We start from the raw sequence: 26,493 nt of genomic DNA, 5'->3' as shown, positions 1-26,493 counted from the left end.
TATTTTCTCATTTTCAATTTCCAACTATTCAAACCACTTCAACACCTCATCCTTCGTCGGCATGGGGATTTCCAGTTTCATCTTTTTGCGTAAGCCTCCGAGATCATTGAAAACTTTATTCGGATTGGCTGCTTTCAACGTTTCCATGGTTGTAAGTCCCATCTTCTGCAATACAGGCACCCACTCTTCCGGTACTCCCTGTGCCTGATAGTCTGCAACGCTCGCTTGCTTCACTACTTTTTCCGGACGCATCTGTGGGAAGAAAAGCACATCCTGGATGCTTTGCTGATTGGTCATTAACATGGCCAGTCGATCGATGCCGATACCGATACCTGCGGTGGGAGGCATACCATATTCCAATGCCCGAAGGAAGTCATGGTCGATGAACATCGCTTCATCGTCGCCCCGCTCCATCAACTGGAGCTGCTCTTCAAAGCGGGCCCGCTGGTCGATGGGGTCATTCAATTCGCTGTAGGCGTTGGCCAGTTCCTTGCCATTGATCATCAATTCGAACCGTTCCACCAAACCAGGTTTGCTGCGGTGTTTTTTGGTGAGTGGACTCATCTCAACCGGATAGTCGATGATAAAGGTAGGCTGTATATAATGGTGTTCACACTTCTCCCCAAAAATTTCGTCAATTAGCTTTCCCTTGCCCATACTTTCGTCTGTAGGAATACCCAATTGCTTGCATACATTGCGCAAACCTGCTTCGTCCAACCCATCAACCGTAAAACCAGTATGTTCCTTGATGGCATCGTAGATACTTACGCGGGGATAGGGAGCTGCGAAATTGATGGCTTTATCGCCCACCTGTAAGGATGTTGCTCCGTTGGTTGCGATGGCCACCCGCTCGAAAAGCTTTTCTGTGATATCCATCATCCATTGGTAATCTTTATAGGCGACATAAAACTCCAACACGGTAAATTCCGGATTGTGTGTCCGGTCCATCCCTTCATTACGGAAATTCCGGCTAAATTCATATACCCAATCGTATCCGCCAACGATGAGCCGTTTGAGATAAAGTTCGTTGGCGATGCGCAGATACAATGGGATGTCGAGCGCATTGTGATGTGTGGTGAACGGTCTTGCAGCTGCCCCACCGGGAATGCTCTGCAATACCGGTGTATCCACTTCCAGGGCACCACGTTCGTTCAGAAAGTCCCGGATGGCAGTCTTTACCTTGGATACTTTCACAAATGTTTCGCGCACCTGCGGATTGACCACCAGATCTACATAACGCTGCCGGTACCGGAATTCAGGATCCGTTACCGCATCAAAGGTCTTGCCATCGGCAGATTTAACGACTGGTAGGGGTTTTAATGACTTCGCCAGCAAGGTAAGCTCTTGGACGTGAATGGAGATTTCTCCGGAGTTGGTGGTGAACACAAATCCCTTGATACCAAGAAAATCACCGATGTCGAGCAATTTTTTGAAAACGGTGTTGTAAAGCGTTTTATCCTCGCCCGGGCAGAGATCGTCGCGTTTTAGATACGCCTGGATCCGTCCGGTAGCATCCTGCAACTCGATGAAAGAGGCGTTACCCATCACACGGCGGCTCATCATTCTACCCGCAATGCTGATCGTTTTATAGTTGAGCTTATCACGCTCATAATTTGTTAAAATATCGTTGGCTGTGGCGTTAATTTCGAAAGCCTCGGCCGGATAAGGATCGATTCCCAGTGCTTCCAATTTGGCCAACGCATCCCTGCGTTGCAATTCCTGTTCAGATAAGACGGTGTTCATCTGGTATAAATTAAGCGGCAAACATAGCTAAAATGGAAATTATATGCAATCCGCCTTTTTGTAAAAGTCATTATCACGATACTTTCAATGGCAGTTTCATTGAAATAAATTGTTTCTTTGTAGCAAGGTAACCGTTAAATGAAACGACATGAAGCACATGAATTATGCAATCTTTAGTTTACTATTGGCCATTGGCCTACTTCCATCAGCTGTACACGCACAATGGGCGCCATCGGAACAGCAATTGGATCCGGTGGTACAACAGATTGTGAACGAAGCACACCACAACTCACAACTGAAACAGTTGGCCCATGAACTATTGGATGTAGTGGGTCCCCGTTTGGTCGGCACACCCCAGATGAAACATGCGCACGAATGGGCGGTGTCTAAATATAAAGATTGGGGTATCGAAGCAAGGTATGAAGAATTCGGCGAGTGGCGCGGATGGGACCGCGGCATTTCCCATATCGACATGACCTATCCCCGGGTGAAAACCTTGGCAGGCACCCAATTGGCATGGAGCCCAACCACCGGGGGAAAAGCAGTGGAAGGCGAGGTCATCACGCTGCCCAATGTGAAAGATTCGCAGGCTTTCCAAGCATGGTTACCTACCGTCAAAGGGAAGTATGTACTGGTATCCATGCCCCAGCCCACTGGCAGGCCCGATCACAACTGGGAAGAGTTTGGCCGACCGGAGTCTGTGGAACGGATGAAAAAAGAACGTGACTCACTGACGGAGGCCTGGAACCAAAACATACAAACTATGGGGATTTCCAGCAATTCGTTGCCCCGGATATTGGAAGAAGCAGGTGCTGCAGGAATCCTTCAGTGTTATTGGTCGCGCGAGTTTGGCTCGAACAAGATTTTTGGTGCACGTACCACCATAGTTCCTTCACTTGATATTTCGTTAGAAGACTATGGAATCCTTTATCGGCTGGCCGAAAACGGACACAAACCCCGCATTCAGGTAGAAACCGACTCCAAAGACTTGGGTACCGTACCTACCTTCAATACCATTGCCGAAATCAAAGGAACCGAAAAACCGGATGAATACGTGATCCTTTCAGCCCACTTCGACTCGTGGGAAGGCGGGTCCGGCGCCACCGACAATGGCACCGGCACCATTACGATGATGGAAATCGCCCGCATCCTGAAAAAAGTATACCCCAATCCTAAGCGTACCATATTAATTGGCCATTGGGGGAGTGAGGAGCAAGGATTGAATGGTTCTCGTGCATTTGTATTGGATCATTCCGATATCGTCGAGAAAACCCAGGCCGTCTTCAATCAAGATAACGGCACCGGCCGGGTGGCAAACATTGACGGATCGGGTTTCCTTCATGCTTACGATTTCATGGGCCGTTGGCTGGCTGCCGCGCCCCGCAACATCACAGCGGATATTAAAACCCATTTTCCCGGTTCTCCTAGCACCGGTGGGTCTGACCATGCCTCGTTTACTGCAGCTGGCATACCGGCGTTCATGATGAGCTCGCTTTCTTGGGGCTACAGTACGATTACCTGGCACACCAATTTAGACACCTATGATAAGCTCATTTTTGACGACTTGCGTGACAACGTGATCCTTATCGCTACGCTTGCGTACAAGGCAAGTGAAGAACCCGAATTGGTCAATCGTGAAAAACGTATCATGCCGCTGGGCAGAGAGGGTCAACCTGGGCAATGGCCGGTGATTCGGCAGCCTCGGCGCACAGGCGTAGGGTATTGAGTTACCCCGTCATCGGCTTCTTCGCCCATGCATATTCCACAAAATCGATATCCGAGAAATCAGGTTCAAATGAGTCCGGACGGCTGATTTTCATCAGCAGTTCAAACGATTTTGGATAAGGGGGTTGCAGTAAGCTACTACTGGGAATATATGGATAAGAATCGAGGTAAGTCTCAATCTTATTTGGAGACACCCTGCGATGTATGTATACCCGATGTATCTGATCGGGATGTTTAATTCCCGCCGCTCCCATGAGCTCGCCTGCGCTTTTCACGGTTTCGTGGTGGAAATTAGCTACCCGCACCTTCTTTTCTGTTACCACCAATCCTTTTACCAGTGCAGGATCCTGCGTGGCTACGCCCGTCGGGCAGGTATTCGCGTGGCATTCCAAGGCCTGTATACAGCCAAGCGCCATCATCATCCCACGCGCACTGTTGCAAATATCAGCACCGAGTGCAAAATTTTTCACGAGGTCGAATCCTGTGGCGATCTTACCCGATGCGATGATTTTAATGTGACGTTTGAGGCCGAATCCCGTTAGGCAATCGTAGACAAATGCGAGTGCATCTCGTAATGGCATACCTACGGAATTAGAAAATTCCAGCGGTGCCGCACCCGTTCCGCCTTCTCCCCCGTCTACCGTAATGAAATCAGGGTAAATGCCCGTTTGAACCATCGCTTTGCAGATCGCTACAAATTCACTGCGATGGCCAATACATAACTTAAACCCTACCGGCTTACCCTCGGAGAGGGTACGCAATTGCTTAACGAAATCCAGTAAGCCCAATGGCGTCGAGAACGCCCGATGGTAAGGAGGAGAATCGACCTCCTTACCGACCTGAACCAAACGTATACGGGCAACTTCGGCCGTAACCTTCACGGCCGGAAGGATACCGCCGTGCCCTGGCTTTGCTCCCTGGGACAGTTTTATCTCGATCATTTTTACCTGGGGATGTACCGCCTTTTGGGCAAAAGCTTCCGGATTGAAATTGCCATCCGGGTGCCGGCATCCAAAGTAACCCGTCCCGATTTGCCAAACTACATCTCCTCCACCCTCCAAATGGTAGTCGGTGAGTCCGCCTTCTCCGGTATTGTGGTAAAAACCACCGATTTTTGCTCCTTCATTCAATGCCATGACAGCATTTTTGCTCAACGACCCATAACTCATAGCCGATATATTGAAGACACTGCTTGAATAAGGCTTTTCACATTCCGGCCCACCTACGGTTACGCGGGGATGTTCGTTGATCTTGAAATAGTCGAGCGCACCGATGCTATGGCTCAGCCATTCGTAATTATTGTCATATACGTCCAATTGGGTGCCGAAAGGCGTTGTATCCAAGACCCGCTTGGATCGCTGGTAAATCACACTCCGGAACATCCTGCTGAACGGGCGTCCGGTCGTGTCACTCTCCACAAAATATTGTTGGATCTCCGGGCGTATGCTCTCAAACAGGTATCGCAATCGCCCAAACAAGGGAAAGTTCCGCCGGATCGCTTGTTTGGTTTGGATCATGTCCAACACCCCCAAAAGAATCAGCGGACCGACAACTACAAAACTCCAAAGAATAGGCGGCCACCAAACACTTACCAACACGAGGCAGGCTACCAAAAGGCAGGCTCCGTAACTGAATTTCTTTCGCATACCCTCAAAGATGGGGGAATTTTATCACTTAACCAACTGCTTCAGCAACCATTCCTGTATTTTCGTCTGCTGTTCGGGAAATGTCCAATGCCCGGTTTCCTGCATCAAAAATAATTCCTTGGGTGCTTTAATTTGGTTATATGCCGAATAAAACGAGGTAGGCGGACAGGTCTCGTCGTTATATCCCCAGGTGTAGAAGCCTGGCACTTTGACAGACTTTGCGAAATTGACCACGTCGTAGTAGGCAGAAACTTTAATTTTATCATCCTTGGCCATGAAAGGCGCATTGGACTCGTTAAACATATGCGGCCAGCCGCCCGCGCGGCCGTGTAAGTACCCTGTGAGGTCACAGAGTGCCGGATACAGCGATACCAAATATTTCACGCGGTTATCCAATGCAGTGGTCACGATAGACAACGCTCCTCCTTGACTTCCTCCCCAAACCGCCAATGTACTGCCATCAAATTCAGGAAGCGAAAAGAGATAGTCAATCGCACGTACACAACCCAGGTAAACCCGCTTATAATAATACTGGTTTCTGTCGTCCATATTAAAGAACTGATAGTTCTTCAATGCCGCAGCGCGAAGATCATCGTACAGACCCGTTTCATAAATCACCGGAATACCATGAATACCAACTTGCAGCGTGATCACTCCTTTTTCTGCTAGATCAACAATTCCGTAATACGGCCGGATGCCGGCACCCGGCACCTGCAATACGGCGGGATACTTACCCGGCGCTTTGGGTTTCGCCAGTATCCCATAGATACGGCTCCCTGTTTCATAATTCTGGATATTTACCTGATAAACGTCGGCCCTTTCCGTACAGCGCTCCGGAAGCAGCGTCAGTTTGGCATCTAATGGCATCTTTGCTGCCTCCGCCTTGGCATGGTCCCAGAATTCCCAGAAATCGGCAGGCAGGGTTTGCGTAGGTTGGATACTTTCCGGGGCATATCCGGCGGTCGCCAGCCCCCTATAATCCGTGCCATCCACCGTAATCCGTGCCTCACACCGTAAAAAGCCGGGGTCGGTCAGCTTTCCTTTAACCGTTGCTGTACCTCCTTTCAACTTCAACGTCCCCTGGTTGACGGGCTGCATCTTCTCCGGCCCCAAGGTATATGTTACCGCTACATCTTCCATCGGAACCTGATGCTTTAAAATCCGTATCGTAAAGGTTGCTTCCTCACCGGGTGCGTATGTCCAATCCGGCTTATCGGGTGATACAAGCACTTGGATGGGATGCGGCGGACGGGATTGGGCGAATGACGTCAGCGCCAAAAACAAGGCACCGCAGATAGCGAAAGCGGAACGGATAAAGGATAGTCTGTTCATTGTTTTATACGAGGGTCAATAAGTGATTAATAATTGTAAGCGATAAAGTTAGTGAGATTGGCTGTAATCGCCAAATTAATAAGCTCAATAAACAATCGTGTCGGAAGGCAATGCAGGCAACCGATAGTTACCCGTATCTATTTCCAATTCCTGTGCAGTTTGGACGAGTGATGCGATCCCTTCAGTAGTCACCTTGGTTTGATAGAGATATACCCTACGCAGCTCCGGTAGATCGCTCAACGTCTTGAGTCCCTCGTCTGTTACCTGGGTATTGACCAAATTGAGGTACCATAGTTTGTCACATCCCTTCAAGTGAGCTATCCCCTCGTCGGTTATTGTGGTATTTTCAAGGTTGAGCTGCCGCAACTCGGCGAATTGTTCGAGGTGCTCAAGTGTAGCGTCTGTAATCTGCGTCCCTCCCAGTTTTAACTCGGCGATGTTGGCAGCCAATCCCAGCAGCAGTTCACGGTCATCGTCATTGAATGCCGGATAATTTATTGCATTTACCATCAGTTGGTTTTTGCCTTCTGCAACCGGTACCACCTTGATTCCTTTGGCGAGCAATTTGTTTATAACCTCCTGCTTCGCAGGGGGAATGTCTTCGTATGCGACTACAGAACCATCGCCGGCAGCACCGCCTGCATTGCCGCTCTCCAAAGCCAGCAAGATCGGTTGGATTTCTTCGGGCCGTGCCAGTTCTTTCACCAATTTATCGGCGGGTGCACCGGCAGCGATCCACCAGGCGATCAGACGGATCTGATCGTCAGTGATGGGCGTGCGCCCCTTGGGAGGCATGCGGTCTTCGTCGCCTGCCGGCAAGGTGAGCCGCCGGAAAAGTTCACTGCCTACCGTATCGCCGGCCACGATGGCTTGCCCACTTTCACCTCCTTCCATCAATGCGTTGAACGTATGCAGCGCCAATTCCCCCTCCTGCTTTTTCGGTCCGTGGCAACTTTGGCACCGCTGTTGCAAAATGGGTTGGACAATATCGGCATAAACGGCCGCCTCCTGGACATTCTCCAGGGTGAACACGTCCGGTTGCCAACCAAACAATTTTCGCATCGGAGTAGGCATGGCCTCGGTCAGGTACCCATCACCATGCGTGAGCGTCCCGCCGAAATGTCCGGCGATGCAAAGGAGGGCCACCATCAGGCTAAGTACTGCAAAGCGCAGCTTTCTGATTGGAGAAAGTATATCTTTCGTACGAACAGCGGGGCGATAGAGCAGCCAGCACAGTACGCTGACCAGTGCCGCACTGATGCCCATCCATTGATGGAGCGAAAGCGTCCGGACATTATAACCGCCACTAAGCGACAACAGGTATCCTGAAATACTTGCCAAAACAGCCGAAGCAGCCCCGAAAAGTAAGGTGGGTGCTATTGCCGGGGCGAGCGACGTATAGGCCTTTTTCCGGCTGAGCAGCGCAAGAACAAACGCCATAAATAACATTCCGATGGGAAGGTGCACCAGCAACGGATGCCATTTCCCGAGGAAAAGGAGCAAATCACCGTTATTTTCCATCAATTTTCGTAACGGGTTTTTAAAAGATCAAGCATGTATTTATTAAGATCCCATTGGTTAGCTACTGGCTGTCGCGTATAAGGCAGCGTTGGCAGGTAGTTCGGCGGACCAAATTCCGTCGTAATGGTTAAGGGCTTACGTTGTTCACCGTGGGCCGCAACAATGGCGTCCCACCATTCGAGGTGACGCTGTACAACGGATTCCCATTCGGGAGCACGGGGATCGTTTACCTGAGGGCCTTCGGGATGTCCTATGCGTGCATGGATGTGATCGGTTCGCTGCAGCGCCAGCGACACCGCTTCGGGCTGGTCGTCAAGCATTGACTCATGAACATTGCACCAATGTGAAATATCTAAGGTGAGCCGCAGATGAGGTAATCGCTCGAGGTACTCCTGTGTAATATGCGCAGCGAAACTGAAACGGCCCCGGTGTGTTTCATGTGCAATAGGAACTCCGCTTGCCCGGCTGATTGAATCGGCTAGGTTGATCAGCGCTTCGTTCTGTGTCGCATCAAAATGATCTTTCCCTGTATGGCTATTGATCGATACGGGGTGAAGGGCAACTGCATGCTCCAAACGCTGCTTATAGGTGGCAAGAAACGTGTTGAAGTCGGCACCCGATCCGGTACAGAGAAAAATATAGGCTAAGTTATATTTTTTAAACGCATTCAGCATCTCCTCCTGCGCCGCAATATCAGTGGGAGCCCAGGTTTCAATGCCATCGAAACCTGCGTCACGCACTCGTTTGCAATATTCGTCCCACGGGACATCCCGTCCCCAGTCGGTGCAGAAGAACGTAATGTCGGTTGCAAGATCCGATTGCTGGGCGTTGACCGCAAGCGATGCAGCGAAGGTCAGGAACAACACATAAATTAAAATAGGGGCAGGTTTCATTCGTATTCGCAACATCAATTATCAAATAAGTGCCTGGATCACGTTTCCTTCTACGTCGGTGAGCCTAAAGGGCCTCCCTTGAAACTCATACGTCAACTTCTCGTGGTCGAAGCCCAGCAGGTGCAGCATCGTGGCGTGGACATCGTGAACCGACGTGCTACCCTTAACAGCCGAGAAGCCGATTTCATCGGTTTCTCCCCAAGTGACTCCTTTTTTCACCCCCCCTCCTGCCATCCATATCGTATACGCATCGGGATGATGATCCCGGCCTGCGAAAGGCATATCCTTGTTGTCGCGGTTTTCCTGCATCGGGGTACGGCCGAATTCGCCGCCCCATACGACCAATGTTTCATCCAGTAATCCCCGTTGCTTGAGATCCAACAACAACGCAGTCATCGGTCGGTCGATTTCACGGCATTTATTCCGGAAACCCAGATCGAGCGCTGTATCCGCGCCTGTACCGTGGCTATCCCATCCCCAGTCAAACAGCTGTACGAAGCGTACACCTTGTTCCACCAGCTTACGAGCTAACAGACAATTATTTGCAAAGGATTCCTTGCCCGGCTGCGTACCATACAATTCGTGGATGTATTCAGGCTCATTATTGATGTTCATTACCTCGGGCACGGCCACCTGCATTTTGTAGGCCATTTCGTATTGGGCGATACGCGTCAGGATCTCCGGATCTTTATACGTCGCATATTCCTCCCTGTTTACCGCACCGATGGCATCAATCGCCTTTCGTTTCATGTCGCGGTTCATTCCGTCCGGATCGCTGATATACAATACCGGATCACCATGCGATCTACATTGCACCCCTTGATAGACGGATGGAAGAAAACCGCTACCCCATACGCTTTTTCCGGCATCCGGGGTTTTGCCACCGGAAGTCAACACAACAAAGCCTGGCAGGTTACTGTTCTCTGTACCCAGCCCATAGGTTACCCACGATCCGATGCTTGGCCTTCCCAGCCGGGCGTTTCCCGTGTGCATGAAGAGCTGTGCGGGTCCGTGGTTGAACTGATCGGTGTGAACGGCCTTTAAGAAACTTACCTCATCGGCCACTTTTGTAAAATGTGGCAAAAGATTGGATATCCAGGCTCCGCTTTCGCCATACTGCCGAAAAGTCGCTTGTGGCCCCAGCATTTTGGGAGTGCCACGGATGAAAGCAAACTTCTTGCCTTCGAGCAACGATTGCGGGCATAACTGATTATGGAGCTTATGCAATTCAGGCTTGTAATCAAATAATTCCAATTGCGATGGTGCGCCTGCCATGTGCAAATAGATGACGCTTTTGGCGCGCCCGGGGAAATGCGGAAGCCGCGGAGCGATTGGATTCAAGGCATCGGCCGATAATCCCACCCCTTGTTTGCCTCCGGTATTCCCACCAAAACATCCGCCCAACATGGATCCCAGGGCCAATGTACCGACACCCGCCACACATTCCAGCAGAAAATGACGCCTTGTCACAGCCTTTAATTCGGCTTCCTGTACTTCTTTCAATAATTTATCCATGGTCACTCATTAAGATTTTGTAAGGAATTCGTCCAGATTGAGCAGCGCGCTGGCCACCATTGTATACGCCGCCGTGGCGGCATCCGCCTCGGCAGTGCCGGATGACTTTCCGATCAACGTACCGGCCGCCGTAGGTTGTTCGCGGTAATGAGTATGCGCTTCCTGGTAAAGCTTTTCCAGCGCGGCGAGCTTATCGTCGGAAAGCGGCCGTTGCATCACATAGCGGTATCCTGACCGGATCGAACGACTAATATCCCCCGCTCCGGCTTCGATCATCCGTCGGGCCAGGTGAACAGAGGCTTCCATATACACCGGATCATTCAGCGTGGTAAGCGCCTGTAGTGGCGTATTCGTCGGTATGCGGTCTACCAGGCATACCTCCCGACTGGACGCATCAAATGTCATGTAAGAAGGGTAAGGGCTGGTCCGTTTGATGAATGTGTAAATCCCTCTCCGGTGCTGATCTTCCCCCGGACTGGTCCTCCAGCTTTCGCCGCTATAAACACTCATCCAGACGCCTTCCGGTTGATAGGGCATCACGCTGGGGCCGTACATTTTATCACTAAGCAGACCACTTACGGCAAGTGCCTGATCGCGGATCTGTTCGGCAGAAAGCCGGAACCGCGGTCCACGTGCATAATAGGTGTTGTCGGGATCTTTTTCTGCCGTCTCATGGGTTAATACGGACGATTGCCGATAGGTAGTGGATGTGACCAGTTCTTTCAGCAGGCGTTTCACGCTCCAGTCCATTTCATGCATAAATTGCAAGGCAAGCCAATCGAGCAATTCGGGATGCGTAGGCGGATCGCTTTGTGTGCCCATATCGCCGAGCGGTTCAACAATCCCATGTCCAAATAGCTGTGCCCAGACGCGATTGACCAGTGTACGGGCGGTAAGCGGATTTTCTTCGCTAACCAGCCACTGGGCAAAGCCCAGACGGTTACGGGGCGCGCCCTCGGGGAAATCATTGAGCGACTCGGGAACATCCGGTTCCACCACCGGACCATGCACCAACCAGTTTCCACGCTCAAAAATAGGTGTTTCGCGGGCCATCTCAGACGGATTTTCAATGAGGATCGGTACCGAAGGTGTTTGGCGGTTGACCAGCTCCAGGAACATTTCATCCAGTGCAGCATATCCGTCCTTGTTGCTACCCGGCAATGGCTGCCGGAAGGCCATCCATTCGGCGAGGCAGACAACCTGTCCCGCCGGCAGCGAAGCATTGCGGAAGATCAGGTAGATGTCGTGTTTTCCCTGCGTAGTGGTTGTCGGGATGGCTAGGGTCTGCATACCCTGAGTGACCGCTAATTTTGTCCGCGCCAACACGGGCCCATTGAGGTTCCCCAATCGCATCTCCAACAACCCACCTGGAGTACCCGTTCGATAGTTCAGGTAGAATACATCGTTGTCATTCACCGTGACAGCGGGTATCCGCGCACTTCCACCGTTGCGTATTCCGAGCCATTTGGTATCCACCAACGCGCCGTTGACCAGCTGATCACACGCATGGGCATGGATTTTGGGTTCCAGCGTGTGCAGGAAACGATCGGTGGCTGCCGCCCGATCCGCATTGGCGTATTCGCCCACCCATTGTTTGATCTGTTCGATCTGCAGGCTGTCTTCCTGGTTAAAAAACCGAAGCGTTGGATAGTCTGCCGGTGTATCTTCATCGCGTGTATTATTGAAGAATGCCAACGACTCATAATATTCTTCAAACTTGATGGGATCGTAGGTGTGGCTGTGGCATTGCACACATTCAATGGTGGTCGATAACCAGGTCTGATAGGTGGTATTGACGCGGTCAATGACCGCTGCTACACGGAATTCTTCGTCATCTGTCCCGCCCTCGTCGTTGGTCATGGTGTTGCGATGGAAGGCAGTCGCGATGAGCTGATCCTTTGACGCATTCGGAAGCAAGTCGCCGGCTAATTGTTCAATCGTGAATTGGGTAAAGGGCATATCGTGGTTGAATGCCTTAATGACCCAGTCGCGGTACCGCCAAATACTCCGCGATTGATCTTTTTCATACCCCTTGGTATCCGCATAACGTGCCATATCCAGCCACCACGAAGCCCAGTGTTCGCCAAAGTGCGGCGATGCCAGCAAACTGTCAACACGCCGGTCGTAGGCATCCGATCGCTTATCGTTCACAAACGCTTCCACCTGTTCGGGCGACGGCGGTAGGCCAACCAGATCTAAAAACAACCTGCGTAGCAGGATAGCCCGATCGGCCTCCGGCGAAAATTCAAGCCCCCGCTCTTTGTGTTTGGCCTTGACAAAGTAGTCGATATCACTGTGCAGGGTCTCACCGCTCCCGAAGTTCCATAGGGAAGCGAAGGCGAAATTCGTGCGAGGTACTTCCACCTCTTTGGGCAGCGTATACGCCCAATGCTCCCCCCACTTCGCACCTTGGTTGATCCATCGCGTCAGCAGCTTAATTTCTTCTTTACTCAACGGCGGCGCGTCGTAGGGCATGCGCTCCTCGGGGTCCTCAGCGGTTAGTCTGCGGATGAGTTCACTATGCTCCGCATCACCGGGTACAATGGCAGGTTTTCCCGATTCGGTCTTTGCAAACGCCTCTTCTTCAAACAAAAAGCTTAGCCCACCGTTTTTCTTTACGCCACCGTGGCACGAGATGCAATGCTTATTAATAATGGGCTTTATCTCAGCGCTGAAATCCACTTCGTCTTCCGAAGACAGGCTAAACACCCCCACCAGCACAACAGCCACTCCAATAACCGCAAGGATAAAAAGCTTTGATTTATACCACATAATTTATGTATTTCGTTATTGCCATTCCGGATTTTGGGTAACATTCGGATTACCCTGCAACTCTTTTAAAGGTAACGGCAAAACATAATCACTTGTTTTCACCGTACGCCCCAGATTGTATTTTTCCGAAAAATGTCTTATTTGATCTCCTAAATAATCGGGCGATCCTCCAAATTTACTCTTTCTGCGCAATTCTGCATACATTACTTGTTCAAAAACAAACTCTTGCATGCGTTCGTGAATGATGGCATCGCGTAATTCGTCTTGTCCCATACCGGTCGGAAGTGACGCCAGTCCGGCCCGTGTACGGACTTTATTTATTCCCATAAGTGGATCACCTTGTCCATTTTCATTACACGCTTCACTATGTCCCAGTAGTACATCTGCGAAACGAATATAAACCGTATTTTTTTCCGTTTGCGCATTGTGCTTATCCAATTCTGTCAGCTTGGCGGACCACGCTTTCCCGAACACCATCTGTTTTGGATCGTTGGGATTGGCATCGGCTCTGACGACCCCCCCAAAACGGGAAAGGTTATAGTCGGCGGTTGCACTCCAATGTACCACGGGATACGTCCCATTCACCAGGCCCAGCCGACCTGTCGGATAGGACTCGATAAAGGTTCCTTCAATCCGTTTGTCATCCGGGTGATAGGCCGCCCTGAATTCCTGTGTGGCACTCAGCCAGCTCCAGCCTGATCCGCCCAGTTGGCTTGGGAAATCCTCGGGATTAAAGTGAGCGGAATGCACACTGTATTCACTTGGGTTTGCAGAAGCCGATACTTGGGCCTCAAAGATACGCTCACCCTGATTCTCGTGTGCCAAATCAAAATTATGGCTGAAATCTTCAAATAATTGAATGCCGCTCGTGCTGATAATCTCTTCCGCGGTTTCACGGGCTGCAGACCAATTTTCGTCCCAGAGATGTGCTTTCATCAACACCGCCTTAGCGGCCCATTTCGTTGCACGACCCGCATCCGAAGCCGGATAGGATTCAGGCAATACCTCACCGGCGGTCCGGGCATCGGCAATAATCTGATCCAATACCGCACGTTTACCGCCACTATTGGAGGGGAGATTGTCCAGGTTCTGGGTGGACCCCACCAAAAGCGGTGGGTTATCGAAGTAGCTAAGGAGGCTGTAATAGTAGAACGAACGCAAGAACATCGCTTCGGCCTTTAACCGCTGAATCAGCGCTTCGTTTCCCGGATCTTCCAGTTGATCGGCTACTTCGATGACTGCGTTGGCCCGGTTGATGGAACGGTAACAGATCCCCCAGTAATCCTCAATATATTCATTGGCAGGATCTACATTTCCAAGATTATACTGCAGGGGGCCCTTCTCCCAGCCAACCTGGTAGCCTACCAGGCATTCAAACACATAGCGGTCGTAAAAGTATCCGAATCCCCTCGAATTTAAGTCGTCGTAAACAGCATTTACGCCCAGTTCCAATTCGGCAGCCGATTGATAGAACGTATTGGGATTGATAAAATCGGGAACCTCGGTCAACTCGGAGCACGCAGCGATCAGGAAGATACCCAAGGAAAACGCTATTTTTTTTATTTGCTGAATCATCATGGCCATATTATTTAGAAACCAACATTAACGCCCAATGTAAACATCTTTGCCCGTGGATAGGCATCGTAATCATCCCCACGGTTCAGGTTGTTCTGCCCTTGGTTATTCACCTCCGGGTCGAAGCCCGAGTAGTTCGTGATCAGGAACAGATTCTGGCCGCTTGCATAGAGACGGGCGCGCCGTACGAATTTCGTCTTTAAGGGTAGTGTATAACCCAATGACACATTCTGAAGCCGGATGAACGAGCCGTCTTCAATGAAGAACGACGAGCGCCTGAACGAAATAAAATCCCGTCGTCCGTCAATTACCGGACGCGGCGCATCCACATTATCCGGTCGCCATGAGTCTTCCAGGATGGTCCCGATCTGGTTGATCTTTTGCACGCCATCACCCATTTCGGATTGCTGCAAGTTGCGTACGTCGTTTCCGTGTACACCGCGTATCAATAGTGAAAGGTCGAAATTTTTGAACCGTACCGACGAGTTCAGTCCCCATATGAAGTCGGGATTCGGGTCGCCGATTACCACGTAATCATCCGCCGTGTAGGCTCCGTCCCCATCGATATCTTGATACTTCGGATAACCGGCCAATGCGGAGTAATCCGCTCCCTCGGCATCCGACTGGAACAGCCCGGTATACTGGTATCCGCGCCAGACGCCGATTGCGTATCCGGCTTCCACCCAACTGCCCAACACGCCAAGGTGTCCGCTTGTCGAATTGGAAAAGAACGGCGTGCTTAATCCCAGGTTATCAATCCGGTTGTCGAGGAAACTGATGTTGCCGCTTACATCCCAAAAGAAGTTTTCTTTATTCGCCATCTGGTACGTAGCCGAAAGCTCTACCCCTTTGTTGGTCAGCGACCCAGAGTTGAGCATCACACTGTTGAAACCAGTGCTTTGAGGAATGGATACGTCCAGCAATAAGTCATCTGTACGGTTGCTGAATACGTCGGCCGTAAACGAAAGACGGTTAGCTAGCAGCACCAAGTCGATCCCTGCGTTGAACATGGCCGTGCTTTCCCATTTCAGGTTTGAATTGGGAATACGGTTAGGTCCATACCCAGCCGTTAAGGTACCTCCCATCACATAGTTATATGGAACAAGTCCCGACACCGATCGGTAAACCGGAATCTGCGAGTTACCGGTAATGCCATAACTGACGCGGAACTTAAACTCATCAAATACATCGGCAAACGCCGAATTTTTGACAAAAGGCTCATTGATCAGGCGCCATCCGACCGCTACCGAAGGAAAGGTCGCCCATTTGTTGTTGGGACCGAATTTCGACGAACCGTCCCGACGGACGGTACCGGTTACTAAATACCGATCGGCGAAATTATAATTCGCACGGAAAAGATATGACTGCAGTTCCCACTCCACGCGGCTCGAATTTGGCACAAGGGGCTGATTCCCATTGTTGAGGTTCACCGAAGACACATCGTCGGAGGGAAGGTCCCGGGTTACGTTCGACACAAACTGGTTGAGTTCCTTTTGATAGGTATAACCTGCAGTGAGGTCAATCGTATGACGATCGCCAAACTGGCGGTTGAAACTCAAAATATTTTCGTTCAATACGTTACCGAGGTTCCTATTTGCCTTTTCCAACTGCCGGTTGTATTGCCGTCCGATATACGTATAGCTATTGTAAAAAGTCGTACGTTCAGCGGTCATCACATCCGCACCAATACTTGTTTTGAACTGCAATCCGTCGATGATCCGGAAGGTCAGCGCTGTGGTACCGAAAAGTCGGTTGGCGTTGTCGTGGTCATATCCTTCCCGGGCTTCGGCAAGTGGATTGGTCAGAAAACGCTGGTCATAACTCGGATAGTTGTAATCGCCGAATTCGTTAAATACCGGAACGGTAGGGTCCAATCCAAGTGCGGTAATGATGATTCCCCCCGGGCCTCCCCGATCGGTTGGTGTGTTGCTACTACCCGTACGATTGTAGGACCAACTGTTACTGAGGGTCGCCCGTCCGGCCCAGAAATCGTTATCGAGGTTTAACCGGAAACCATACCGTTTGAAATCGGTATTTTCGATGATACCCGTGTTATCCATATAGTTGGCAACAAACGCATAGCGTGTCACTGCCGTGCCTCCGGTAAACGAAAGTTGATGGTTTGACATTCCGCCGGTCCGCGAGACTGCATCCCACCAATTGGTACCGTTGCCAATCTGGGCAATCTGCTCCTGTGTGAACCGCGGGCTTCCGCCCTGGCTTTCTTCCAGCAGGTTGATGTAGCGTGCATAATCGGCACCATTCAATACCGCTACCGGATTCGCGATGTTCTGAAAGGAGTAAGAACCATCGTAATCAATCGCCGTAGCCCCTTCTTTCCCCCGTTTAGTGGTGATTAATACGACACCGTTCGAACCGCGCGAACCATAAATAGCGGTCGCTGAGGCATCCTTTAAGATTTCAATGGATTCAATTTCATTGGGATTAAGGCTGGCCATTGCATTCGCCGGGCGGCGGTTTCCGCCTGTTCCGAGCGCGCCATTGTCTGGATACATCGGAAACCCGTCAATAACATATAACGGTTCACTGCCGCTATTGATTGAATTGGCTCCCCGTACCCGTATGCTCAATCCCCCTCCCGGTGCCGCAGACGCCTGCGAAACCACGACACCCGGAACGCGTGCCTGGATAGCCTGATCGACCGATACGACGGGCATTTCCTTAATTGCGTCGCCTTTAATGGTCGCAACCGAACCGACGAGATCGCTTTTCCGTGTCGTGCCGTAGCCCACGACGATCACCTCATCCAGGGAAGATAATGTCTGACGAAGGACTACGTTCACTTCGTTGTTCTCTCCCGATGGGATTTCCTGGGTTTGATAACCGATGATGGAAAACACCAATGTTACACCCGGTTCCCCCTCGATGCGGAACCTTCCGTCGACATCCGTAGATACGGCTCGGTTAGTACCTTTTATCGAAACGGTGACATCGGATATGGGACGGTTCGTTTCATCCATCACCTGACCGGTGATAACCGCCTGCGCAAGCACGGTGGCTTTTGTCCTGACCTGTGGCAGGAACGACATACTCCGGCCCGCACGCCTTTTTTTATAGATGACCAATGATCGGTCGTTTTCGGAAAACGTCAGGTCCGTCGCGGTAAATAGGGTTTCAAGGATACGGCCAAGGCTGGTATCATTGAAAGATCTTTTTTGGATGCGGTATTTTTTCAGGTCATTGGGGTTGTAAGAAAACCGAATGTGATGGGTTTTTGACAATGTGACGATCGCTTCATGAAGATTTTGTTCTTCAAATGAAATGCTGAACCGCAATTCTTTTAAGCTTTGTGTAGATCGAAAAGATTTTGCTGCCACGGACTGGCTGATTGAAAAGCAGCCTACCGATATCAGCAACAATAACAACGTGGCAGCGGTGGGCTTTACCTGTTTTCTCATAATTTGGTCTGTTAATAAAAGGTATCTATTGGTTATTATAAATTCCGGTCTCAACGTTTCCGTTCAGAAGGGCTCATCCCTATCTTATCGGGGACGAATCACTACCTCCTTTCCGGTCCGATCGTATTGGACATTGAAAATTTTCGCCAAAACTGCCATTACCTCTTCCAAGGTCTGTTCGGGAGGTATCTCGATGGATATCCGTTCTTTGTCAAGCCATTCATCCGGACACCCGATGTTTACCAGGTACTTGTGTTCCATTGCCAGAATCAAGTCTTGCAGGGGAGCATCCAGCAGATAGATTTCTCCCTCCCGCCACCTGCTGAGCTTCTGTGACTCCACCTCCCTGACGGAATAATTGCTTGCTCTTTTATCAAATATTAGCTCTTTATTTTTCGCCAGTTTTTCAAGTTCGTCGCCCCCCTTCGCTACACTGATCATTCCCTCGTTGACAGTTACACGTACTTCCTCCAGTTGCTTATAGGATTTCACATTAAACGCAGTGCCCAGCACCTTGATTGTCAACGTGGGCGTATGTACGAAAAATGGCTTTTTTTCATCTTTGGCGATATCGAAAAACGCTTCTCCTTCATCCAGGTAAACATTTCGTTGTTTCCCATCAAATTTCAGCGGAACCCGTACTTTGCTTGCGGCGTTGAGCCAAAGTACCGAACCATCTGGCAATACGGACTTTTGCGTTACTCGGCCGGTGTTCTGAACGGCGATCAACTTTTCGCCCTTGCTACGTGTCAACAGATAACTCCCGATCCCGATAAATGCACAGAAAATGACCGATGCAGCGATGCGCAGCCACATTCTTCTGGACATTTGCGGTTTGCTGCCTGCTATTTTATCGCTGATATGCTGGTATAGTTCGGCTTTAACACGTTTCAGGTAGGATTCATCCTGTTCCCTATCGAGCCGTGTGTATCCGTCCCGCTTGTCGAGCCAATCGGCGATTAATTTTTCCTCCTCCTCCGAAAGCGGATCCGGAAGTTGGCGATTCAACCGGTCGACATGTTTCCTGAAATTACCTTTTCCGCTCATGGTATATGTAATACACAAAAGTGCCCCCTAAGGAGTATACCATTTTAAAATTTTATTCTTTTACTGATTAGCTTCGTAAATGGGCAGCAAAACGGGCCCGGAGTGCCCGCAGTACATTGGAGAGTTGTTTCTTGACTGTCAGCGGCGAGATCTCCAACCTGCCGGCTATCTCATTGACAGAAAGGTTCTCTTGTCGGCTCAGGTTCCAGATACGTTGTGCCGCCGGAGGCAGTTCGCGGATGATCGCCAGCATCTTACTTTCCAGCTCTTTGGCAGCCAACTGTTCGACGGGAGAAGGAATCTCGTGCGCGGTGTGCGCAACGATATGGATTTTCTTTTCGGCCAGCGTCTTTTCTTTCCGGATGTGATTAAGGATGCTGTTCTTCAGGATGGTATATAGGTAAGGTTTGGGCGATTGGAAGCTGTTTATCTTGTCCCGGTTTTCCCACAGTTTTACAAAGGCATCCTGCGTAAAATCCTTTGCTAGCTCTTCACAAGCAATCAAGTGAAATGCACTGATAAATAAATCCTGCCAACAAGATTCATAAAGCTTTTGAAACGCCTTCCGATTGGATGCCTTGATTTGCTGAACTAATACGATATGAGAATCCAATGCCAAGACTTACGAAATTGCTTACCTGGGATAATCTTTACTTTATGTTTATAACCGCTACAAACTAAACTAAAATAAAAAAAATTTACAAGTATTAAATTTTGTTCCGGCATATATTAATTGTTTTGGCATAGCAAAACCCCTGTGTATCACTTCAAGAAAGATATTTTTTAATCTATCCCCCATATTTTACGAAGAATTGGAGAAGTCGCGTAATTACGCGGATGCGAGGAGATATCTAGAAAACCGCTTGACAGACGGGAAAATTTCGGAGAATTTGCGGGCGTTTAATAAGTAGGTGGTGCCCATCTATCCGATGAACACCACCTAATAAGTCATCGCACAGGTTGACCAACTTGTGCTTCATTTAGTCATTACCACGGTTTTCCCGTGCCCTGCAATAGCCAAGGCTTAGACCAGGCGCTGTTTTTATCGTCCGCCTGGGAGTACCCGGTTACTTCCAAGCGCTCCAATGCCTGCTCGGCATTCTGGCGATTAATGTTCAATTCATCCTGCATGTAGTAGAAACGAACGGGAAGCACTCTCCGTAACGCCGCAGGGCCAGCTTTCAGATCGGGATATCCCGTACGGCGGTAGTCGAACCATGCTTCAGTTGCGGCCGTCCAGCTCGCAATCCATTTCTGTTCCATCACCTGTGCGATTGTTCCGTCGTAAACTACGCCTGCATTATTGATGTAGTCTCCGTATGCATTCCCCGCTGCCCAAGCCGCTAAAGACTGCTCAATGCCTTGGTTGTAATGGTCTTGGCCATTGCCCACGGACCAGCCCTTAATGGCAGCTTCTGCCAGGATAAAATGAACTTCTGCAGCAGATAACAAACGTGCTTTCAAAAGCGGCCCGGAAGCCTCCTTGTACATATCATTGAGGAACGACACATGTGGATTGTTGGACAACTGACCCGGTGTTGGGTTCAGATTATAGCTTGAAGGTACCGACGATGACCAGCTTGGGGGCATTCCTACATAATCCGGATCTTGATCAATGGATACACCGGCTACTTTATCGGGCGAAAGATACCGTACGTTGCCTTCCACCCTGTCGGTGCCTGCTGGCAAGCTGGCGTCAACCTTCAGTGAAACCTGCACCCGATTTGCCCATATAGCCAATCGAGGATCATTCAACGCTTGCAGCTGATTGACCAGCGTAGCACACATTTTCAACCGCCGGTAATTGCTACCACCCGTGTCATCGAATTGCAGGTTATTGGGCCACGAATCTGCCGCCGAACTTCCCACAAATGCCAGGGTGGCATCGTCGGCAGCCTCGGTAATAATCGGGTATTGGCTGGGATTGCCTGCTATTTTTTCGATGCCTGCTTTGGCGACATCCGGCATTTTTTCTGAGATGCGCATGTAATACCGGAGCAGCAATGAATTTGCAAATTTGCGCCACTGTGCAGGTTCTCCTCCGTAATACACGTCGGCATTACCAATAATCCCCGCATACTCCGACGAAGGCTTGGACAACAAGCTATTCGCTTGCTCAAGCTCACCGATAATTCCGGTATAAATGGTCTCTTGTGTATCGAATTTGGGGAAAATATAGGTTAATTCTTCTTCATCACCCCGCAGTGCATCGGTATAGGGAGCGTCGCCCCACAAATCCGTAATGAGGCCAAACATAAACGCACGCATCACCAACGCCACTCCCTGATGGAACTCCAAGTTCTCTTCCGATGCGCGTTTGTATAACAATGCATTGTTTCGCAACACGTCATAATAGGCATTCCAGCTCTGGTCGCCACCCCAGTCGTAATCGTTATGACCTTCGGCCCAAGCATCTTTTTGCGTATGCTGCACAACGCCGGCAATATCCTGATAGCCTAGATTCAGGTATAGTTTTGCTCCCTCCGTCAGCACCGTCGGCATAATCAGGTTGGGATTTACCTCCTCTTCGCTGGCACCGTTCGGATTAATATTTAACTCAGTTAGATCTTTACAACCGCCCCAAAACAGGATTCCGATGGTCAACGCCAACACTTTCCCTGCGCTAAAATAGTTCATGCTATTCTTCGATTTCATGGTTTCTCTGTTTAGAAATTAACACCTAATTTAAATCCGACCGGAATCACCCACGGAGTGACGTTGTAACGCTCAATTCCCTGTCTGAATTGGGTTCCCGCCTGCCCGTTGTTTTCCTGCTGGAATGCCATTTCGGGATCAATGCCAATCTTTGACTTGGTCCATAAAATAATGTTCCGGCTATACACTGCGATATTCGCGTTGCTGATTCCCAGTCGGCGGACAAAGTTTGTCGGCAGTTCATATCCCAGCGAAATCTCCCGTAATTTGATGTAAGACGCATCAAATGTAGCGGCACGCATGAAGTCCCACGGATAATTATCCCCATATGCAATGTATTTTGTGCCCGGGCCACCCAGGTTCTCGGTATAACCGGTAATATTCCCTTCGCCATCGTACGCTGCGATCACACCGGGGTTAAAAACACCGCCATAAGGGAATTGTGAGCCATCTTCCAGCTCAAACGGAAAACCGCCCATCTCTTGGGTAGGACCGCCCACAATGTTAAACCGATTGCCGTGAACCACAACCAAGTCATTATCCACCAAGTAATTGGCAAGTTCCGTACCGGTCATTCCATTTGGATTAATCAGATTATCCAGGAAACGTTGCGTGCGTAAATCCGATTCCGAGTACCGATAGGTCTGTGAAACAAAGTCGCCTCCAAAACGCATATCCAACGAGAAGCTTAGCGAAAATTGTTTGTAACTCAGCGACGACATAACGCCCATCGTGAAATCCGGATTGAAGTTGCCGATCTTATTGGTCGTATTATTCATACTAACCGACTGCCACGACCCTGACTCATCCAGTAACGGCCAGCCGTAATACTTCGAATTGGGATCGGTGACGGTTACCAATTGCGCGTCGTACAAATCACCGATTTCCTGACCAACATAGGTCCGGGCACCGCCTTTCGCATCGCCCCACAGATCGTAAAACTCGAGTCCTTCGGTCAATTCCACGATCCGCGTGCGGTTGCGGTACCAGTTTACGTTGATATCCCAGCGCCAGTCGTTCGTCAATACCGGTGTACCGCCAAGGGAGAGTTCAAACCCTTTGCTTCGTAATAACCCTGCATTGATATTTTTCGATGTAAAGCCGCTGGAACCAGGTAACTTCGTTGGAATGATCTGGTTTTCGTTATCCAATTGGTAATAGGTGCCTTCAAAACGCAACCGGTTGTCCCATAATCCCAGGTCCAGGCCATACTCATACGATGTGGCGATTTCCGGTTTCAGATTCGGTAATAACAAATTTCCCGGCTTGGTGAGGCGGGTCACGTCGTCCCACGCACCCGCATTAGCCAACACGTTAATCAGGTTGTAGGGTCCTGTATCATTTCCGGCACGTGCCACCCCACCGCGTAATTTCGCCAGGCTTACCTGCTGTGGTAAACTGAACACTTCGTCCAGCAATACGCTGAGTGATGCCGACGGATAGAAATACGACCGGTTATCTGCCGGTAACGTACTCGACCAATCGTTCCGGGCAGTCAAATCCAAATAAACCATATCGTTAAACCCGAGGTTCAACATTCCGTATACGCTATTGACGGATTTTTCCGACAGATAACTGCCGTAATTTAACCCCGAAGGGCTGATGTTTGACAACGTATACAAACCGGGCACCACCAATCCCGACCCACCTTTGCTGGAGTTGTTTTCGTCGCGATTGTTTACGTATCTTGTGTTTCCCCCTGCTGATACCGACAGGTCTATCCAGTTAAAGCCTTTTTTGTACGTGGCCAAGAAATCGATATTCTGCTCCTGCCGGTGCAGGTTGAATATGCCGTAAGCGCCGCGTGAATCTTCGGTGTAGCTATAGGGGATTTTAGACTCCCGCTGTTCTTGGTAGGTATCCAACGCGTACCGGGCCATTACGTCGAGTTCGGGCGTAATCTGCCAATCGGCACGTACGTTTCCGAATACCCGATCCCGGACAAAACGGTTGCTCACCCCGTATGCCAAAAAGTACGGATTGTTTTTTTCACCGAGCGCCGGCGTTAGCTGCTCAATATTTTCCTTCCCTTCCACCCAATAATTTTTGAGATCCAGGATGTTGATATGCGGCGATACACCGTATGCCCATTGCATGGGATTAGCACCCCGGTTTGTTGCCGGACGGTTGTTCGATCCGTTCCGACTGTAATCGATGTTTGTAGAAATCGAGAAATCGCGGTGAAGCTTCAGTGTGGAGCTCATGTTGAGCGAGTTTCTCGAAAGGTCCGTATTCGGAATGATGCCGCGGTTCGTCATATTAGAATACGACACCCGATAGTTCATCTTCTCGGTACTATTCGCTATGGATATACCATTGGTAGTGGTAATTCCTGTTTCCACAAAATTCCGCACGTTGTTGGGATAGGATTTCAATTCCGTCGGAATGGGATTGCCATTTTCATCCAATGGGCTGTTCCATTGAATGGCTTTGTATCCTTTGTCCAACTCTGGCCCTACTCCACCTGCCGACCCTTCTTCAATCTCCAAAATACCTCCCGCGAACGGATTAAACTCCGGCGTAAACGGAAATACACCCGTCGCAAATTTGGTGTGCATGTCCAGGTACTTATACGGCATGTCGAATACGGTATTGCTGTTTACGGATACCGTCATTTTGTTAACCGAAGCACCCGATTTGGTGGTAATGAGCACCACACCATTTCCGGCCCGGGAACCGTACAACGCCGCCGCACTCGGCCCTTTCAAAATGGATATACTTTCGATGTCATCGGGATTCAAGCTTGAAATTGCGTTGCCATAATCCACCCGGTTGTCGTTGCCCACCTGTGACACGTTGTTCAGCGTGTTTGCAATCGGCACCCCGTCTACCACGAAGAGTGGCTGATTGTCGCTGCTTAGCGACGTGGCACCGCGAATGACCATACTGACGGAAGATCCGGTACCGCCTGTTGAGCTGATCGCCACGCCGGGCACCTTGCCCGCCATACCGCTCAATACGTTTTCATTGGCCACGCGGTTCAGTTCCTCTCCAGATACCCTGCCGACCGAATATCCCAACGACCGTTCTTCCCGTTTGATACCCAGTGCGGTAACCACCACTTCGTCCAAGGCCTCCTGACCATGGGTCAGTTCGATGTTGATCACGGTCTTGCCGCCGATGCTTACCGATGTTGTTTGGTAGCCGACCGCCTTGAATACCAGGGTCCCGTTTGAAACGACATTGTTGAGTACATACCTCCCTGCATCATCGGTGGCCGCAGCGCTATTCGTGCCCTCCAAGCTGACCGTCACACCGGCAACGGGGTTGCCATCAGGGCCGGTCACCGTTCCCGACACATTCAATCGATCCTGGGCGAGTACATCCATGTATCCCCACAGGCCAATCACCAGGCAAAGAAATGTCTTTACCCAGTCTCTCTTGATTGTAAAACTTTCCATTCTCATACTTTTTACATTTTTCTTGGTTTATTCGATTATTCAGTCATTTATTGAGCTTTTAGTGCTTGGCTTAAGAAGCCGCAAATACGCGCTTTGATATTAATAGAAAGTTAGATTTTGATAAATATTTTATTTCGGTAAAGTAAATAAACCGGGATATAACACGCCACGCAGATAAAGATGGCCCACGCCAAAGACGGCCACTCCGGGCGACCTGAAACATCCACGATTGCCTGTACATACCAATCGTTAACCGCATACAGCAGACCGGGCAAAATGCCGCCGATCACATAGGCGGTAATTGCATTCGAACCAAACACGACTCCCGGCTTCGCCCAGTTCCCTTTCCCCAGTATTTCGATTACGAAAAACAAAGAAGCAAAACCCATCGTAGCCAAACCGGATGTGTAAAGTACATAGGAACTTGTCCACAGATTTTTGTTGATCGGAAAAACCCAACCCCAGGCCGAACCGAGCAGAAACGAAGCGAAGCCGGCAAGGTACATCCAGCTTACCTTCCGCTCCGGCGTGTGCTGCGGATTGGCGAGCAAGTGGCCAACCAACATGCCAGATATGCCAGATGCAATGGCCGGCACCGTACTCAGTATCCCTTCGGGATCCCACGTACCCTGCCACATCTTGCCAGGTATCACCAGGCTGTCTATCCAAGCCGCAAGGTTCTTCCCTGGCTCAAGGATACCGGTGCCCACCCCGGGAACGGGGATGCAGGTCATCGCCAACCAGTACGCCAACAAGAGAAAACTTCCGATGACTGCCTGCTGTTTCCACGTGGTATACCAGAATAACAGTGCACAGAAAAAAAAGACCAGCGCAATGCGCTGCAATACACCCGGAATCCGGATTTCCGAAAAGTCAAACTGGGGAAACAGACCCAGCAACACCCCGATAAGAAAAATGAGTACTGCTCGTTTGGCAGTTTTGAGCAATACCCGCTTCGTCTGCCCGTCTTTCGCCCTTAGTTTGCCATAGGATAAGGTCAGCGAAATGCCCATCGCAAAAATAAAAAAGGGAAATACGGCGTCTGTCGGGGTAAAGCCATTCCAAGCCGCGTGCCGTAATGGTGCAAAAACGTGTTCCTCGGTAGCAGGTGTGTTAACGACAATCATGGCAGCCACGGTGAACCCCCGGAATGCATCCAGGGAAATCAAACGCTGACTCGTTTTTTGGTGTGTCATTTTCTATTGTTTGGTAACGATTGATACGATAAAATAATGCAGGTTTTCCTTCT

The 26,493-nt window shown here is 50.0% G+C and carries 15 protein-coding genes; 1 reads left to right on the top strand and 14 read right to left on the bottom strand.

Going from position 1 to position 26,493, the window contains the following annotated elements:
- Positions 1–24: 24 nt before the first annotated feature.
- On the bottom strand, positions 25–1,743 hold the full coding sequence (gene lysS / locus BMZ56_RS19470; protein ID WP_090629615.1) for a lysine--tRNA ligase: 1,719 nt from the start codon (positions 1,741–1,743) through the stop codon (positions 25–27).
- Between the two features lie 148 nt (positions 1,744–1,891).
- Between lysS and BMZ56_RS19465 the strand changes: the two genes are divergently transcribed.
- Positions 1,892–3,469 carry a M20/M25/M40 family metallo-hydrolase gene (locus BMZ56_RS19465; RefSeq protein ID WP_090629612.1) on the top strand — a complete coding sequence of 526 codons (1,578 nt, stop codon included), beginning with the start codon at positions 1,892–1,894 and terminating at the stop codon, positions 3,467–3,469.
- 1 nt (position 3,470) lies between these two features.
- On the opposite strand, the gene BMZ56_RS19460 is transcribed toward BMZ56_RS19465, so the two are convergent.
- The 13 genes from BMZ56_RS19460 to BMZ56_RS19400 all read right to left on the bottom strand — a co-directional run bounded on the left by BMZ56_RS19460 (position 3,471) and on the right by BMZ56_RS19400 (position 26,440).
- The gene (locus BMZ56_RS19460; RefSeq protein WP_090629609.1) at positions 3,471–5,114 is read right to left on the bottom strand and encodes an FMN-binding glutamate synthase family protein; all 1,644 of its coding nucleotides are present in this window, start codon (positions 5,112–5,114) and stop codon (positions 3,471–3,473) included.
- 24 nt (positions 5,115–5,138) lie between these two features.
- Positions 5,139–6,446 carry an acetylxylan esterase gene (locus BMZ56_RS19455; RefSeq protein ID WP_090629607.1) on the bottom strand — a complete coding sequence of 436 codons (1,308 nt, stop codon included), beginning with the start codon at positions 6,444–6,446 and terminating at the stop codon, positions 5,139–5,141.
- Positions 6,447–6,530: 84 nt separating this feature from the next.
- On the bottom strand, positions 6,531–7,967 hold the full coding sequence (locus tag BMZ56_RS19450; protein ID WP_090629604.1) for a c-type cytochrome domain-containing protein: 1,437 nt from the start codon (positions 7,965–7,967) through the stop codon (positions 6,531–6,533).
- Complete coding sequence (locus BMZ56_RS19445) at positions 7,967–8,875, bottom strand: sugar phosphate isomerase/epimerase family protein (protein WP_218146622.1); 909 nt, start codon at positions 8,873–8,875, stop codon at positions 7,967–7,969. The genes BMZ56_RS19450 and BMZ56_RS19445 overlap by 1 nt, the downstream gene beginning before the upstream one ends.
- Positions 8,876–8,881: 6 nt before the next feature.
- Positions 8,882–10,375, bottom strand: a complete 1,494-nt coding sequence (locus BMZ56_RS19440) for a DUF1501 domain-containing protein (RefSeq protein WP_090629600.1) — start codon at positions 10,373–10,375, stop codon at positions 8,882–8,884.
- 9 nt (positions 10,376–10,384) lie between these two features.
- A complete protein-coding gene (locus BMZ56_RS19435; protein WP_090629597.1) occupies positions 10,385–13,147 on the bottom strand; it encodes a DUF1553 domain-containing protein in 2,763 nt (920 codons plus the stop codon).
- Between the two features lie 15 nt (positions 13,148–13,162).
- Positions 13,163–14,725, bottom strand: a complete 1,563-nt coding sequence (locus BMZ56_RS19430) for a RagB/SusD family nutrient uptake outer membrane protein (protein ID WP_090629943.1) — start codon at positions 14,723–14,725, stop codon at positions 13,163–13,165.
- Between the two features lie 11 nt (positions 14,726–14,736).
- Positions 14,737–18,141: a SusC/RagA family TonB-linked outer membrane protein gene (locus tag BMZ56_RS19425; RefSeq protein ID WP_218146621.1), complete on the bottom strand. Its 3,405-nt coding sequence runs from the start codon at positions 18,139–18,141 to the stop codon at positions 14,737–14,739.
- An 84-nt stretch (positions 18,142–18,225) separates the two neighbouring features.
- The gene (locus tag BMZ56_RS19420; protein WP_090629592.1) at positions 18,226–19,188 is read right to left on the bottom strand and encodes a FecR family protein; all 963 of its coding nucleotides are present in this window, start codon (positions 19,186–19,188) and stop codon (positions 18,226–18,228) included.
- Between the two features lie 67 nt (positions 19,189–19,255).
- Positions 19,256–19,807, bottom strand: coding sequence for an RNA polymerase sigma factor (locus BMZ56_RS19415; protein ID WP_090629589.1), 552 nt, complete (start codon positions 19,805–19,807; stop codon positions 19,256–19,258).
- A 368-nt stretch (positions 19,808–20,175) separates the two neighbouring features.
- Complete coding sequence (locus tag BMZ56_RS19410; RefSeq protein WP_090629587.1) at positions 20,176–21,843, bottom strand: SusD/RagB family nutrient-binding outer membrane lipoprotein; 1,668 nt, start codon at positions 21,841–21,843, stop codon at positions 20,176–20,178.
- Between the two features lie 11 nt (positions 21,844–21,854).
- Positions 21,855–25,244, bottom strand: a complete 3,390-nt coding sequence (locus tag BMZ56_RS19405; RefSeq protein WP_219822845.1) for a SusC/RagA family TonB-linked outer membrane protein — start codon at positions 25,242–25,244, stop codon at positions 21,855–21,857.
- A 110-nt stretch (positions 25,245–25,354) separates the two neighbouring features.
- Positions 25,355–26,440 carry an acyltransferase family protein gene (locus BMZ56_RS19400; protein ID WP_090629583.1) on the bottom strand — a complete coding sequence of 362 codons (1,086 nt, stop codon included), beginning with the start codon at positions 26,438–26,440 and terminating at the stop codon, positions 25,355–25,357.
- Between the last annotated feature and the right edge of the window lie 53 nt (positions 26,441–26,493).

The organism is Parapedobacter indicus, assembly GCF_900113765.1.
GTDB lineage: Bacteria > Bacteroidota > Bacteroidia > Sphingobacteriales > Sphingobacteriaceae > Parapedobacter > Parapedobacter indicus.
The sequence above is the reverse complement of the archived record's forward strand: the minus strand, read 5'-3'. Positions and strand labels throughout refer to the sequence as shown.

Excerpts from the sequence above, each read along its gene's own strand:
- lysS (WP_090629615.1), bottom strand. The coding sequence starts at position 1,743 with ATGAACACCGTCTTATCTGAACAGGAATTGCAACGCAGGGATGCGTTG.
- BMZ56_RS19465 (WP_090629612.1), top strand. The coding sequence starts at position 1,892 with ATGAAGCACATGAATTATGCAATCTTTAGTTTACTATTGGCCATTGGC.
- BMZ56_RS19460 (WP_090629609.1), bottom strand. The coding sequence starts at position 5,114 with ATGCGAAAGAAATTCAGTTACGGAGCCTGCCTTTTGGTAGCCTGCCTC.
- BMZ56_RS19455 (WP_090629607.1), bottom strand. The coding sequence starts at position 6,446 with ATGAACAGACTATCCTTTATCCGTTCCGCTTTCGCTATCTGCGGTGCC.
- BMZ56_RS19450 (WP_090629604.1), bottom strand. The coding sequence starts at position 7,967 with ATGGAAAATAACGGTGATTTGCTCCTTTTCCTCGGGAAATGGCATCCG.
- BMZ56_RS19445 (WP_218146622.1), bottom strand. The coding sequence starts at position 8,875 with ATGTTGCGAATACGAATGAAACCTGCCCCTATTTTAATTTATGTGTTG.
- BMZ56_RS19440 (WP_090629600.1), bottom strand. The coding sequence starts at position 10,375 with ATGGATAAATTATTGAAAGAAGTACAGGAAGCCGAATTAAAGGCTGTG.
- BMZ56_RS19435 (WP_090629597.1), bottom strand. The coding sequence starts at position 13,147 with ATGTGGTATAAATCAAAGCTTTTTATCCTTGCGGTTATTGGAGTGGCT.
- BMZ56_RS19430 (WP_090629943.1), bottom strand. The coding sequence starts at position 14,725 with ATGATGATTCAGCAAATAAAAAAAATAGCGTTTTCCTTGGGTATCTTC.
- BMZ56_RS19425 (WP_218146621.1), bottom strand. The coding sequence starts at position 18,141 with ATGAGAAAACAGGTAAAGCCCACCGCTGCCACGTTGTTATTGTTGCTG.
- BMZ56_RS19420 (WP_090629592.1), bottom strand. The coding sequence starts at position 19,188 with ATGAGCGGAAAAGGTAATTTCAGGAAACATGTCGACCGGTTGAATCGC.
- BMZ56_RS19410 (WP_090629587.1), bottom strand. The coding sequence starts at position 21,843 with ATGAAATCGAAGAATAGCATGAACTATTTTAGCGCAGGGAAAGTGTTG.
- BMZ56_RS19405 (WP_219822845.1), bottom strand. The coding sequence starts at position 25,244 with ATGGAAAGTTTTACAATCAAGAGAGACTGGGTAAAGACATTTCTTTGC.
- BMZ56_RS19400 (WP_090629583.1), bottom strand. The coding sequence starts at position 26,440 with ATGACACACCAAAAAACGAGTCAGCGTTTGATTTCCCTGGATGCATTC.